Source organism: Bradyrhizobium sp. 179, assembly GCF_023073535.1.
GTDB lineage: Bacteria > Pseudomonadota > Alphaproteobacteria > Rhizobiales > Xanthobacteraceae > Bradyrhizobium.
The window spans coordinates 101,190-113,851 of sequence record NZ_JADPJR010000160.1; the positions used below are offsets into that span (position 1 = coordinate 101,190).

Annotated in this window: 12 protein-coding genes and 1 pseudogene; 7 read left to right on the forward strand and 6 right to left on the reverse strand. The window is 64.6% G+C overall.

The genetic code is table 11. The features are described from left to right. Positions 1 to 12: 12 nt before the first annotated feature. Together IVB12_RS37010 and IVB12_RS37015 are read right to left on the reverse strand one after the other, a co-directional pair. The gene (locus IVB12_RS37010) at positions 13 to 930 is read right to left on the reverse strand and encodes a PHB depolymerase family esterase (RefSeq protein WP_247307805.1); all 918 of its coding nucleotides are present in this window, start codon (positions 928 to 930) and stop codon (positions 13 to 15) included. 3 nt (positions 931 to 933) lie between these two features. Further along, the gene (locus IVB12_RS37015) at positions 934 to 2,592 is read right to left on the reverse strand and encodes an FAD-binding dehydrogenase (protein WP_247307807.1); all 1,659 of its coding nucleotides are present in this window, start codon (positions 2,590 to 2,592) and stop codon (positions 934 to 936) included. Positions 2,593 to 2,857: 265 nt separating this feature from the next. On the opposite strand from IVB12_RS37015, the gene IVB12_RS37020 reads away from it, so the two are divergent. The 5 genes from IVB12_RS37020 (at position 2,858) to IVB12_RS37040 (ending at position 7,281) form a co-directional block, all read left to right on the forward strand. Next, positions 2,858 to 3,328 (forward strand): hypothetical protein, encoded by a 471-nt coding sequence (locus tag IVB12_RS37020; protein ID WP_247307809.1) that lies wholly within the window; start codon positions 2,858 to 2,860, stop codon positions 3,326 to 3,328. A 194-nt stretch (positions 3,329 to 3,522) separates the two neighbouring features. Beyond that, a complete protein-coding gene (locus IVB12_RS37025) occupies positions 3,523 to 3,717 on the forward strand; it encodes a hypothetical protein (RefSeq protein WP_247332360.1) in 195 nt (64 codons plus the stop codon). Between the two features lie 23 nt (positions 3,718 to 3,740). Then, positions 3,741 to 4,331 carry an SCO family protein gene (locus IVB12_RS37030; protein WP_247307814.1) on the forward strand — a complete coding sequence of 197 codons (591 nt, stop codon included), beginning with the start codon at positions 3,741 to 3,743 and terminating at the stop codon, positions 4,329 to 4,331. A gap of 179 nt (positions 4,332 to 4,510) precedes the next feature. Continuing rightward, positions 4,511 to 5,446 (forward strand): transporter substrate-binding domain-containing protein, encoded by a 936-nt coding sequence (locus IVB12_RS37035; RefSeq protein WP_247307817.1) that lies wholly within the window; start codon positions 4,511 to 4,513, stop codon positions 5,444 to 5,446. Positions 5,447 to 5,637: 191 nt separating this feature from the next. Beyond that, positions 5,638 to 7,281, forward strand: coding sequence for a lysine--tRNA ligase (locus tag IVB12_RS37040; protein ID WP_247307819.1), 1,644 nt, complete (start codon positions 5,638 to 5,640; stop codon positions 7,279 to 7,281). A 220-nt stretch (positions 7,282 to 7,501) separates the two neighbouring features. On the opposite strand, the gene IVB12_RS37045 is transcribed toward IVB12_RS37040, so the two are convergent. Then, positions 7,502 to 8,155, reverse strand: a complete 654-nt coding sequence (locus tag IVB12_RS37045; protein ID WP_247307821.1) for a helix-turn-helix transcriptional regulator — start codon at positions 8,153 to 8,155, stop codon at positions 7,502 to 7,504. Between the two features lie 281 nt (positions 8,156 to 8,436). Between IVB12_RS37045 and IVB12_RS37050 the strand changes: the two genes are divergently transcribed. Further along, positions 8,437 to 8,781: a DUF952 domain-containing protein gene (locus IVB12_RS37050; RefSeq protein WP_247307823.1), complete on the forward strand. Its 345-nt coding sequence runs from the start codon at positions 8,437 to 8,439 to the stop codon at positions 8,779 to 8,781. Further along, positions 8,778 to 9,875 carry a quinone-dependent dihydroorotate dehydrogenase gene (locus IVB12_RS37055; RefSeq protein ID WP_247307825.1) on the forward strand — a complete coding sequence of 366 codons (1,098 nt, stop codon included), beginning with the start codon at positions 8,778 to 8,780 and terminating at the stop codon, positions 9,873 to 9,875. Before IVB12_RS37050 ends, IVB12_RS37055 begins: the two co-directional genes overlap by 4 nt. A gap of 129 nt (positions 9,876 to 10,004) precedes the next feature. Here the strand turns inward: IVB12_RS37055 and IVB12_RS37060 are convergent. From IVB12_RS37060 to IVB12_RS37070, 3 genes and pseudogenes are all read right to left on the reverse strand, one after another. Further along, positions 10,005 to 11,329: pseudogene (locus IVB12_RS37060) on the reverse strand (MATE family efflux transporter). A gap of 1 nt (position 11,330) precedes the next feature. Continuing rightward, complete coding sequence (locus IVB12_RS37065; RefSeq protein WP_247307827.1) at positions 11,331 to 12,065, reverse strand: MBL fold metallo-hydrolase; 735 nt, start codon at positions 12,063 to 12,065, stop codon at positions 11,331 to 11,333. Positions 12,066 to 12,086: 21 nt separating this feature from the next. Continuing rightward, positions 12,087 to 12,392: a DUF6460 domain-containing protein gene (locus tag IVB12_RS37070; protein WP_247307829.1), complete on the reverse strand. Its 306-nt coding sequence runs from the start codon at positions 12,390 to 12,392 to the stop codon at positions 12,087 to 12,089. Between the last annotated feature and the right edge of the window lie 270 nt (positions 12,393 to 12,662).

A 12,662-nucleotide genomic window follows, 5' to 3' on the forward strand; every position in this document is an offset into this window, starting at 1 on the left:
GCGATGCGCCGCTCAGCGAAACTGGCTGAAGAAAGCCCAGATCGTCTCGGCGCCGTCGATGTCACTGTTCTGTGGCCCGAGCAGGCCGGTCGCGACTTTCGGGAAACGCGCGTCAGGGGCAAATCCGGGCATGCGATGGCCGCCTCGATTGACGCGATAGAGCACGACGTCGTGTCCGGCCGGACAACGTGAGGAAATCTGCGTCACGGTGGATTGGTCGGTGGGACTTCTGTCGGGCAGGTCGGCTTCGGTCAACTCATCCGCGTCGCAGCCATTGAGCTTGCGCCAGAACGCCAGCGTCTCGTCGGTCGACCAGAACCCGTCTGCGGCATAATAGCCCGATCCGCGTCCACCTTCATAGGGCACCAGCGGGTCGGCCGTGCCGTTCATGATCAGGATCGGCAGCGGCCGTGACGGATGGCACGTGATAGCAGCCTCATCGGTGAGATTCATGATCACGCTCGCAGCTGCCGCGAACAGATCGGCGCGGGCGCAAGCCAGCGTCATCGCCATGGCGCCGCCGTTGGAGATGCCCGTCACGTAGACACGCTTTGCATCGGCGGTGCCGTCGGCCACCAGCTTCTCGACGAGCTTTGCGATAAACGCGACGTCATCGGTGCCCTCGGGCGGGCCGCGGAGCGCGGGTCCCGCCTTGGTCCTCGCATCGGCCCAGGCGTGGTTGAGTCCGTCCGGAAAGACAACGGCGAGGCCCTCGCGCCTGGCAAGCTGCGGCCACGCCGTCCGCGCGACCATGTCGGCACCGCGCTGGGTCTTGCCATGCAACACGACAACTAGCGGGGCAGGCTTTTTCGCCGGCAGCAGCGCGGTGTAGGAGCGCTTCACGCCGTTGACGTCGACCGTATCGGCAGACGCCGCCGTGACGGCGGTGAGTGCCACCAGGAACGCCCCGATATGCATCCACCGCCGCATGATCTAGCCCACCGCCTTCGCCGCGGAGCGGCCGGCATTGCGCCCGGAGAACAGGCAGCCGCCGAGGAAGGTGCCTTCCAGCGAGCGGTAGCCGTGCACGCCGCCGCCGCCGAAGCCGGCGGCTTCGCCGACCGCATAAAGGCCGGGAATGACGCTGCCGTCCTCACCGAACACGCGCGACTCGAGATCGGTCTCGAAGCCGCCCAGCGTCTTGCGGGTGAGGATGTTGAGCTTCACCGCGATCAGCGGTCCATGCGCGGGATCCAGGATTCTGTGCGGGGAGGCGGTGCGGATCAGCTTGTCGCCGATATAGCGGCGCGCATTGTGGATGTTCATCACCTGCGCGTCCTTGACGTAAGGGTTGGCGATCTCTCGGTCGCGCGCTTCGATTTGCATCCTGATGTGCTCGAGCCTGACGAGATCGCTGCCGGCAAGCTTGTTCATGGCCGCAACGAGCTCATCGAGCTTGTCGCGCACGATGAAGTCGACACCGTGGCTTTTGAACGCCTCCACCGGCCCCGGCGCGCCTTTGTTGGTGGCGCGGCGCAAGGTCATGCGCCAGCTCTTGCCGGTGAGGTCGGGGTTCTGCTCCGAGCCCGACAGCGCAAATTCCTTCTTGATGATGCTCTGCGTCAGGATGAACCAGGAATAATCGTAGCCCGTCGACATGATGTATTTGAGCTGGCCGAGCGTGTCGGAGCCCGGGAATAGTGGCGCCGGCAGCCGCGTGCCCGTGGCGTCGAACCACATCGAGGACGGGCCGGGCAGGATGCGGATGCCGTGGCGCGGCCAGATGGGTGACCAGTTCTGGATGCCCTCGACGTAATGCCACATGCGGTCGCGATTGATCAGCCGCGCGCCAGCCTTCTCCGTGATGCCGATCATGCGGCCGTCGACATGCTCGGGCACGCCCGAGATCATGAATTTCGGCGGCTCGCCGAGCCGCTTCGGCCAGTTCTGCCGCACCAGCTCATGATTGCCGCCGATGCCGCCGGAGGCGACGATCACCGCTTGCGCCTTCAGCGAGAACTCGCCGACGGCGTTGCGTGACGAGCTCTTGCCCCGCTCGATCGTATCGGGGGCGAGAACGGCGCCGCTGACGCCATCCACCGTGCCGTTGGTGATGGAGAGCGCATCGACGCGATGGCGGAATCGGAAGCTCAGCCGGGCGCTTTGGGCGGCTTCGCGCGCGCGGCGCTCGAATGGTTCGACGATGCCGGGGCCGGTGCCCCAGGTAACGTGGAAGCGCGGCACCGAATTGCCATGGCCCATTGCATCGTAGCCGCCGCGCTCGGCCCAGCCCACCACGGGGAAGATGCGATGGCCCATCGCCCGCAGCCAGCCGCGCTTCTCGCCGGCCGCGAACCCCACGTAAGCCTCGGCCCATTGCCGTGGCCAGAAGTCCTCGTCGCGGTCGAAGCCGGCGGCGCCGATCCAGTCCTGGAGCGCGAGCTCGTAGGAATCCTTGATGCCAAGTCGGCGCTGCTCCGGCGAATCGACCAGGAACAACCCGCCGAACGACCAGAACGCCTGGCCGCCGAGCGACTGCTCGCCCTCCTGGTCGACCACGATGACGCGCTTGCCCGCGTCCGCAATCTCCGTTGCGGCCACCAGTCCGGATAGTCCGGCTCCGACGACGATGACGTCCGTCTCTTCAGTCATGTGTCTCCCCCTCCTCGGGTTCCCCCCTGTAGTTGTCCGGATTGAAGCCAGCGGTTGCAACTGAGATCAAGGGTGTGGCCGGTAAGACATCATTAACTTGTTCCACTTTGGGATAGAGACCAGCCGAGTGCAGCGCGGACGCAACACTGGATTTGAATTTGTTTTGAGCAAGCCGGCGTGCCTAGACAAAACCGCAGACTCGACCGACGCTAGCCGCGCATCACCACCTGACACGCAGATTCGAATACGACTGGGGCGGGGGACAATGAAGGTTCTGACGGGGTTGCTTGCGGCGATTCTGCTGATCGCCGGCATGGGGGCTTCTCACGCGGTGGTTCGAATTGCGGATGACCGCGGCGGCAGGATCGGAACCTACGTCGACAAATACCAGGGCCTGCGGCAATCAGGCGAAACCGTCATTATCGACGGCCTCTGCGCGTCCGCCTGCACCATCGTGCTCGGCGCCATCCCACGCGACCGGATCTGCGTGACCTCGCACGCAACGCTCGGCTTCCATGCGGCGTGGGATTTCGGCAGGAACGGCCGCGCCATCACCAATCCAGAAGCTACCCAGATGCTCTATGCGATGTATCCCTCGCAGGTGAAGCGCTGGATCGCCCAGCGCGGCGGCCTCACCCCGCACATGCTCTTCCTGAGGGGCAAACAGCTCCAGGCCATGTACAAGCCCTGCTACCTGGACGCGCAGGCCTCGACCAATAAGCCGTCGTCAAGGTAGGCCCAACCTCTCCGGTTTTGGCAAACTTGCACCACGATTGAGGTGCTCTCCCGCTTGGCTTGCGGGAGTGGCGACCCTGCGGCAAGCTCGCGCTGCTACACGCTTATCGTGATCTCTGCCCCACCCCTGCGCTTGCCGGGTCGCGCGTCAGCGCCTATTTGAAAGGCAGGGAACCCTTCGCCCCGATCATGACCATGGTTCAACCACTGCACCCGGCCCATCCAGTATCGGACAATTCGCCCAATGCCGGCCGGATGCCGTCCGTGCTGCTGTGGGTGGGCGCGGGTCTCGGCGCGCTCGTCGTGGTCGCCGCCCTCACGCTCTGGTTTCACTACGGCACCCAGGTGTTCTTCGAAATGATCAGGACCGGTTTCGCCGCCTGCTTCTGATCTCGACAGGAAGTGTTCCGCCAATGAGCTCCATCGCCCGTCCGCTGGTGATCGCAACTGCCTTCGCCGCAAGCCTCATCGTCGGGCTCCTGATCATGTTCTGGGCCATGGGCGGGATGAGCAAGGTGGCGCAGCCGGCCGCGATCGGCGGCCCGTTCCAGCTCACCGATCAGAACGGCAAGACCGTCACCGACAAGAACATGAAGGGCAAGCCGACCCTGATCTTCTTCGGCTACACCCATTGCCCCGACGTCTGCCCGACCTCGCTGTTCGAGATCTCGGAAGTGCTGCGCGCGATGGGCAAGGATGCCGACAAGGTCAATGCCATCTTCATCTCGGTCGACCCCGAGCGCGACACGCCGGAAGCGATGAAGGACTATCTGTCGAGCTTCGATCCGCATCTCGAGGGCCTCTCCGGCGATCCCGCCGAGATCGCCAAGGTGATCACGTCCTACCGTGTCTACGCCAAGAAGGTCCCGACCAAGGACGGCGACTACACCATGGACCACACCGCGCTGATCTATCTGATGGACCGCGACGGCCGCTTCGTCTCGCCGTTCAATTTGAAGCGGACGCCGGACGAGGCGGCGGCAGAGCTGAAGCGGTATCTCTGAGAAGAGCGCGATCGCACCGCGACCTCACCTCCCGCCTGCGATGAAACACTCTCTCCTCCGCCTTCCCCGCACTGGGGGTAGGAGCGCACCGTCACCTTGTCCGCATTCCGCGCTCGCGTTCCGGGCCGAATGGTCTATAAGGCCCTCCGATCTCAACGATATCAGTTCATTTCCGGCCGATGACATCATCGCAACAGGCGAAATCGTCGAAATCTGCCCGTGGCTTGCTGCGCCGGCTGGCTATCGGCGGGTGCCTGCTCGCGGGCCTATCCGGCGCGAATGCCCAGACACCAGCCAAGCGGCCGCCCACCGCGCCCCAGGCCACGGCGCAAACCGCGCCCCAGGCCGCCCCCCAGGCCGTGCCCGGCTTTTGGGACCCGCGCCGCCGTCCGGAGCGGCCGGACCTCTCACGCCTGACCGTGATCCGTTTCCTGACCGAGACCGACTATCCGCCATTCAACTTCACCGGCGCCGACGGCAATCCGGCCGGCTTCAACGTCGACCTCGCCCGCGCATTGTGCGACGAGATCAAGGTGACCTGCACGGTGCAGATGCGCCGCTTCGAGACGCTGGTCGACGCGCTCACCTCTAACCGAGGCGATGCCATCATCGCCTCGATGGCGGTGAGCCCGCAGCTCCGCGCCCGCGTCGATTTCACCGATCCCTATTACCGGGTGCCGGCGCGTTTCGTCTCGCGCAAGGACGCGGTGATGCCGGAGATCCGGCCCGAATATCTCGAAGGCAAGAAGGTCGGCGTCATCGCCGGCTCCGCGCACGAAGCTTATCTCAAGGCGATGTTCACCGACGCCGAACTGCACGCCTATCCCAATGACGATGCGCTCCGCAGCGCCTTACGCAAGGGCGAGGTCGATTTCATCTTCGGCGATGCCATCTCGCTCGCGTTCTGGATCAACGGCACCGATTCCGGCGATTGCTGCGCTTTCTCCGGTGGCCCCTTCGTCGAGAGCCGCTTCTTCGGCGAGGGCATCGGCATCGCCGTGCGCAAGGGCAACGACGTGCTGCGCCAGGCCCTGAACTGGGCCTTGTTCCGCGTCTGGGAAAAAGGCCGCTACACCGATCTGTGGCTGCGGTATTTTTCGGTGAGCCCGTTTTAGGTTCTTCGCTGCGCTCAGATCCTCATCCTGAGCGCTTGCGTAGCAAGCCTCTCGACGGATGAAGGCCCCACTGATGGCCTCGCCCTTCAAGACGCGCGCGAACAGCGCGCTCCTCAGGGTGAGGTCTGATACTCGCTCACAAAATTGCATTCTGCCCGGAAATCGCTATTTTCCGCGGCCCGGAGGCCCTGATGTCCGTTATCGATCTTGCCGCGAACCCGAGCGACCTGCGTGCGCTCGCCGAACAATCCAACGCCTGGCCGTTCGAGCAGGCGAAGGCGATCGTCGCGCGGCTGAAGAAAAGCCCGAAGGACGAGGTGCTGTTCGAGACCGGCTACGGTCCCTCCGGCTTGCCGCATATCGGCACGTTCGGCGAGGTCGCGCGCACCTCGATGGTGCGCCATGCTTTCCGCGTGCTGACCGAGGACAAGATCAAGACGCGCCTGCTCGCCTTCTCCGACGACATGGATGGGTTTCGGAAGGTGCCCGACAACGTTCCCAACAAGGAGATGCTCACCGCGCATCTCGGCAAGCCGCTGACGCGGGTGCCGGATCCGTTCTCCAACGAGCACCCCTCGTTCGGACACCACAACAATGCGCGCCTGCGCGCCTTCCTCGACCATTTCGGTTTCGACTACGAGTTCGCGAGCTCGACCGATTACTACACATCGGGCCGCTTCGATGCGACGCTGCTTAAGATGCTGGCCGCCTACGACAAGATCATGGCGATCATCCTGCCGACGCTCGGGCCCGACCGCCGCGCCACCTATTCGCCATTCCTGCCGATCAGCAAGACGACAGGCGTGGTGCTGCAGGTGCCGATGATCCGGCGCGATGTCGCGGCCGGCACGGTGACCTATGTCGATCCTGACACCAACCAGGAAATCGAAACGCCGGTCACCGGCGGCAACGTCAAGTGTCAGTGGAAGGCCGATTGGGCGATGCGCTGGGTCGCGCTCGGCGTCGACTACGAGATGGCCGGCAAGGACCTCATCGATTCCGTGAAGCTGTCCGGCGCGATCGCCAGGGCGCTTGGCGCCACGCCGCCGGAAGGCTTCAACTACGAGCTGTTCCTCGACGAGAAGGGCCAGAAGATCTCGAAGTCGAAGGGCAACGGCCTCACCATCGACGAATGGCTGCGCTACGCCTCGCCGGAATCGCTGTCGCTGTTCATGTACCGTGAGCCGAAGGCGGCCAAGCGGCTCTATTTCGACGTCATCCCGCGCAATGTCGACGATTACCAGCAATTCATCGACGGTTTTGCCAAACAGGACGCCAAGCAGCAGCTCGGCAATCCGGTCTGGCACATTCATAATGGCCATCCGCCGAAGGGCGACATGCCCGTCACCTTCCAGCTCCTGTTGACGTTGGTGTCGTCGTCGAACGCGGAGAATGCCGAGACGCTGTGGGGTTTTATTGGCCGCTACCGTCCCGGCGTGAGCCCGCAGACGCATCCGAAGCTCGATGCCATGGTCGGCTATGCCATCAACTACTACCGCGACTTCGTCGCGCCCACGAAGCAATTTCGGGTGCCGACTGATAGCGAGCGCGCCGCGCTACAGGACCTGCGCGATGCGCTGTCGCAACTGCCGCAGGACGCCTCGGCCGAGGACATCCAGAACGTCGTCTACGAGGTCGGCCGCCGCGAGCCGTTCCTCGATCAGGTCAAGAAGGGCAAAGATGGCCGTCCCGGCGTCACGCTCGATTGGTTCAACATGCTCTACCAGGTGCTGCTCGGTCAGGAGAAGGGCCCGCGCTTCGGCTCCTTCGTCGCGGTCTACGGCATCCAGAACGCGGTCAACATGATCGACGGCGCGCTGGCGCGGAGTGCGTAAGTCGTAGTCCCGATTGCTTGTACTTGATGTTGCCGAGCATCAAGGGGCTGCTTTTGGCGAAGTTGAGCTGGATCGTATGCCCGTGGTTGACGATGGTGTCGGCGCGCTTGCCCCAGTTCAGCAGACGGGCAATTGCGAGAGGGACGGTGAGTCGCAAGGTCGCGGCGAAACGCGGCGTGGGTGATGTCATCGCCTGGTCACCACGCCAGGCGGGGCGCAATCACTGGCTGGCCCAGACGATCCGCGCCATCCAGGCGACATCGCTCACCGCGATCGTCCGCTCCGCCTGTGACGCATCGAACGGCTGCAAGTCCAGCACCTTTGCCGTGCGGCGCTTCAGCGTCGCCACCGTCACCTCGCCCGCTTTGGTCTTCACCACCACGCGATCGCCTTTGCGGATCGGCGTGACGGGCGAGACCAGGATGACGTCGCCATCGCGATAGGCAGGCTGGAGCGCATCGCCGGAAATCTCCAGCGCGAAGGCGTGGCCGTTCTCGGGGGTGGGAAGCGCGATTTCGGTCCAGCCCTTGCCGGATGGAAGGCCGGACTCGTCGAATGCGCCGCTCGCACCGGCGAGTGCGAAGCTGAGCAGCGGCACCGAGTGAGGCTCGCCGGCGTCCCCGTCGATCAGCCTCGCAAAGCTGTCGATCGAGGCGCCGGCCGCCGCCAACGCCTTCGCGATCGATTCCGTCGAGGGCCAACGCTCGCGGCCGTCGGAGGTGACGCGTTTGGACCTGTTGAAGGTGGTGGGATCGAGCCCCGCGCGCTTGGCAAGGCCGGATGGCGAAAGCCCGGCGCGCGCCGCCAGCCGATCCAGCGCGACCCAGATCTGGTCGTGAGTCAGCATCCTCTGCGCTTTGGCCTGTTTGACCATCGAAGCAACTCAGGAAAACTGTCCTCAAATCAAACCGGTTTTCCGTTTTTCGCGCAAGGGGTGGTGGGCAGAAGCGTTTTCAAGCGAAGTGGGTACCGGTTCGCGTCAAGAAGACGCGTCAAAACAAGAATCTAGAGCCCCGTTCCGATTTCATCGGAACGGAAAGGCTCTAGGTCTTGAGTTCGGAAGGGGGCGCCTTTACGGTCGCGGCCGGGTTTTGAGGACCCGCGACAGACGAAAAATCCCAAAAGACTCAAAGAGCAAACAGGACTGCGGTAGCGGTGGTCAAGATCTACAAAATCTGTCCGGCCTCGGCCTGGCGCGAGGCGGAACGGCAGGGTGTCTACCGTGGCAGCGCCGATGATGCGCGCGACGGTTTCATCCATTTCTCGACCGCCGCCCAGGTTCCCGAGACCCTGCGCAAGCATTATGTCGGGCAGCGCGCGCTGTTCCTGGTCGAGGTCGACGGCGATGCGCTCGGCAGCGAATTGCGCTGGGAGCGATCGCGCAATGACGAGCTGTTTCCGCACCTCTATGGCGAGCTCGATCTCGGTGCGGTGATCGCGGTGATGAACCTCAACATCCGTTCCGACGGGGGTCACGATGTTCCGGAGCTTGCCCCGTGATCCGCGCTTTCGACGCGTTTTCGCTGCCGGTGCTGCGCTGGCTCGACCCGGAGGATGCGCATCGCCTCGCGATCCAGGGCCTGCGCTTCTTGCCACCGGTGAAGCCGCGCCTTGATGATCCCAAGCTCGCGGTGCGCGCCTTCGGGCTCAACTTCCCCAATCCGATCGGCATGGCCGCGGGCTTCGACAAAAGCGCCGAGGTGCCGGATGCGCTGCTGCGGCTCGGCTTCGGCTTCGTCGAGATCGGCTCGGTGACGCCGAAGCCGCAAAGCGGCAACCCGCGGCCGCGGCTGTTCCGGCTGGAGCGCGACGAGGCCGTCATCAACCGCATGGGCTTCAACAATGACGGCGCGGACATCGCCTTGCGCCGGCTCGCGGCGCGCGCAGCGCACGGCGGCATCGTCGGCGTCAATGTCGGCGCCAACAAGGATTCACCCGATCGCGTCGGCGACTACGTCAAGCTGATCGAGACCTTTGCGCCGGTCGCGAGCTATTTCACCGTCAACGTCTCCTCCCCGAACACACCGGGTCTGCGCAATTTGCAGGAAGGCGCACTGCTAGACGATCTTCTCGCACGCGTGATCGACGCGCGCGAACGGGTGCGCCAGAAGGCCGGCGACACGCCGGTGCTGCTCAAGATCGCGCCTGATCTCAGCCTTGCTCAGCTCGACGATGTCGTGCAGGTGGCGCGCTCGCGCCGGGTCGACGGCATGATCGTGTCGAACACGACCATCGCGCGACCGAGCACGCTGCGTGAGGAGATGCGGGCCAGGGAGCAGGGCGGTCTGTCCGGACGACCGCTATTTCGCCTGTCGACCCGTATGGTCGCGGAGACCTATGTGCGGGTCGAGGGCGCATTTCCCCTGATCGGCGTTGGTGGCGTCGATTCGGGCGGGGCCGCGCTGACCAAGATCCGCGCCGGTGCCAGCTTGATCCAGCTCTATTCGTCGCTGGTCTACAAGGGGCTCGGCCTGGTCGACGAGATCAAGCGCGACCTGACTTCGACGCTGCTCCGCACCGGGCGGGATTCGCTCTCCGAGATCGTCGGCGCGGATGCGGCGACGCTCACGGCGGAAGATTGGCCGGGGATGTAAGGTGGATTCCGCGCAGCGCGCCGCCTTGTGCGGTGCGCTGCTGATCGGGGCCCACAGGGTCCCGGCTCTGCGCAGCAGCGTATCACGCTGCAGCGCGTCCGGGACACGAACATCTCGGCTACGATCTTTCTACGGCTTCGAAAACGTCGCCCTGAACTGCGCCGGATAGCGCACGGCCTGCAAGCCGCCGCGCGAGACGTAGGAGGCCATCAGGGCGCTCCACAGTCCGGCATTGCCGAACGATTGCAGCGCCCACCAGGTGCCGAGGAAGATCGCGAGCGAGGCCAGCATCAAATTGCGCATCTCGCGCGCCCAAGTCGCGCCGATATAGATGCCGTCGAACCCGAAGGCGAAGACGCCGGGTAGGGGCGCGAGTACGACGAACGGCAGGAAGTCCCGCGCGGTACGGCGGACGTCTTCGCTCGCCGTCATGAAATCGATCAGGGCCGGCCCGAACAGCGCGAACAGCACCGCGACGACGATTGCAAAGCCGAGCCCCCACAGCAGCACCAGCCGGGTCGAATCGGCAAATCCCTTGGCATCGCGTGCGCCAAGGGTACGGCCGCAGAGCTGCTGGGCCGCGTTGGCGAGACCGTCGAGGAAGAAGGCGCTGACCAGCAGGAAGTTGTTGAGCACGGAGTTGGCGGCCAGCATGACGTCGCCGGCCTGTGCGCCCTTGGCGGTGAAGAACAGGAACACGGCGATCAGCGCTGCGGTGCGGATCAGGATGTCTGAATTCACCGCCAGCATGCGCAGGAGCTTCTCGCGGTCGAGCAGCGTAGCGTACGGGACGGCAAAGCCGCCGTCGGCAAAATAGCGGCAGACGATCACGCCAAGGGCGAACCCGACGGCTTCCGACAACAGCGCGGCGCTCGCGGCGCCGGCGATGCCGGTGTCATAGACCAGCACCAGCAGGATCGTCGCCGCCATGTTGACGAGATGATGACGACCTGAAGCAACAGAGCCGAATTGGCGCGGGCCTGGCCGATCAGCCAGCCGAGGATGACGTAATTGGCGAGCGCGAACGGCGACGACCAGATCCGGATCTCGAAGTACGTCTTCGCGGCCTGCGTCACGCCCTCGCTGCCGCCCATGAGGTCGAACAGCACCGCGGCCAGCGGCAGTTGCAGTGCGATCAGCGCGGCGCCGATCAGGCCAGCAACGATGAAACCGCGCGCCAGGATCGCGGTCGGCTCGCGCGCATCACCCGCGCCCAGCGATTGCGCGGTGAAGGCGAGCGTGCTCATGCGCAGGAAGCCGAACAGCCAGAACAGGCAGTCGAAAATCACTGACGCGATCGCGACGCCGCCGAGCAGCGCCGCATCGTCGAGCCGTCCGATCGCCGTGGTCGAGACCACGCCGATCAGCGGCGTGGTGAGGTTCGCGACCATCGCAGGGCCGGCGATGGCGAACACCTGGCGGGAACCGATCCTGGGGTGAACGGGCGCGTGCATGTCAGAACACGAGCACCATGCCGTCTTCGGCGGCGAGATGCTCGATGTCGTCCAGGCGCGACAGCATGTCGTCGCTCATATGGGTGAGGACGAGGCGCTTTGCGCCGATCGCGGGCAGATGCTGTTCCAAGGTCTTCAGGCTGAGATGGTTCTTGACCGCCTTCTCGTACATATAGGCTTCGGCAATGAAAAGATCCGCGTCATGCGCCAGCGGAATGAGCGTCTCCGTCCATTCGGTATCGGCGCTGTAGGCGAGCGTGCGGCCCTCAGCCTCGACGCGATAGGCCAGGAATGGCCCGCCGGATTGGCCGTGCACGACCGGGTAGGGCGTCACTGTCACTTCGCCGAAGCTTTGGCTTTGCCGAGGCGCGAGTTCGACGACGGAGAGCTCGAAACGTTGTTCTGTCTTCGAGGAGTGCTCGAACAGCGCTTCCATCACCTGCGTCAGTCGCATCTCGATGCCTTGCGGGCCCGCAATCGTCAGCGGCCGCGTCCGCCGCGAGAATTGGGCGTCGAGCAGGAAGAATGGCAGCCCGGCGAAATGATCGCCGTGGAAATGCGTGATGAGAATGAGATCGATGTCATTGCGCTCGATCTCCAGCCGTTTCAGGGCCGGCAGAGCCGACGCGCCGCAATCGATCAGGAAATTGGTCTCGCGCCCCGAGATGTGGAAGCAGGTGTTGAGCCTGCCACCGGAGCCGAAGGCGTCACCGCAGCCGACAAAGCGTAGTTGCATCGGCTGCGGGCCCCTAAATCCTTACCTGCCGCGCGGCGCGCCGAACACGCGCGACAGCAGCCAGATCGGAATAACGATGACCGCGCCCAGCAGGAAGTAGCGCCACAGCCAGTTCACGGCATCGAAGCCGAGATCCCACAGCCGCTGGAATAACAGGCGGATGCTGGTGATGATATTCCAGGGGTCGAAGCCGATCGCGGCCAGCACGACGCCGACCAGGATCGAGAGCAGGACCAGCCGAAACGCGACCGCCAGCGGCGTGCCGCCGAGAAAGCGGTTCAGGCCATCGCTGCGGCCAGCCGGCAAATCTCTGACGTCGTGGGCCATCGCAAGAAACTCCTCAACGGGGATTCGCCCCGATTATAGGTCACCGCGGGGCACATGGGGAACCCGCAACGGTGCGTCAATCAGCTTACCGCATTTTAATTCGGGCAGCGCCAGGGCCACGATTTGGGCGCGCCGCCCGCCGCGGGCGCGGTGCAAACCTCTTCCGCTTGCGGGAGAGGTCGGCGCGTAGCACCGGGAGATGGCTCTATCCTCCCAGGCAATCCCAATGCGGAGACACCCTCTCCCCAACCCTCTCCCGCAAGCGCCCGC

Bases quoted from the DNA above. Each gene is read 5' to 3' on its own strand.
- IVB12_RS37010 (WP_247307805.1), bottom strand. From the start codon at position 930: ATGCGGCGGTGGATGCATATCGGGGCGTTCCTGGTGGCACTCACCGCC.
- IVB12_RS37015 (WP_247307807.1), bottom strand. From the start codon at position 2,592: ATGACTGAAGAGACGGACGTCATCGTCGTCGGAGCCGGACTATCCGGA.
- IVB12_RS37020 (WP_247307809.1), top strand. From the start codon at position 2,858: ATGAAGGTTCTGACGGGGTTGCTTGCGGCGATTCTGCTGATCGCCGGC.
- IVB12_RS37025 (WP_247332360.1), top strand. From the start codon at position 3,523: ATGGTTCAACCACTGCACCCGGCCCATCCAGTATCGGACAATTCGCCC.
- IVB12_RS37030 (WP_247307814.1), top strand. From the start codon at position 3,741: ATGAGCTCCATCGCCCGTCCGCTGGTGATCGCAACTGCCTTCGCCGCA.
- IVB12_RS37035 (WP_247307817.1), top strand. From the start codon at position 4,511: ATGACATCATCGCAACAGGCGAAATCGTCGAAATCTGCCCGTGGCTTG.
- IVB12_RS37040 (WP_247307819.1), top strand. From the start codon at position 5,638: ATGTCCGTTATCGATCTTGCCGCGAACCCGAGCGACCTGCGTGCGCTC.
- IVB12_RS37045 (WP_247307821.1), bottom strand. From the start codon at position 8,155: ATGGTCAAACAGGCCAAAGCGCAGAGGATGCTGACTCACGACCAGATC.
- IVB12_RS37065 (WP_247307827.1), bottom strand. From the start codon at position 12,065: ATGCAACTACGCTTTGTCGGCTGCGGTGACGCCTTCGGCTCCGGTGGC.
- IVB12_RS37070 (WP_247307829.1), bottom strand. From the start codon at position 12,392: ATGGCCCACGACGTCAGAGATTTGCCGGCTGGCCGCAGCGATGGCCTG.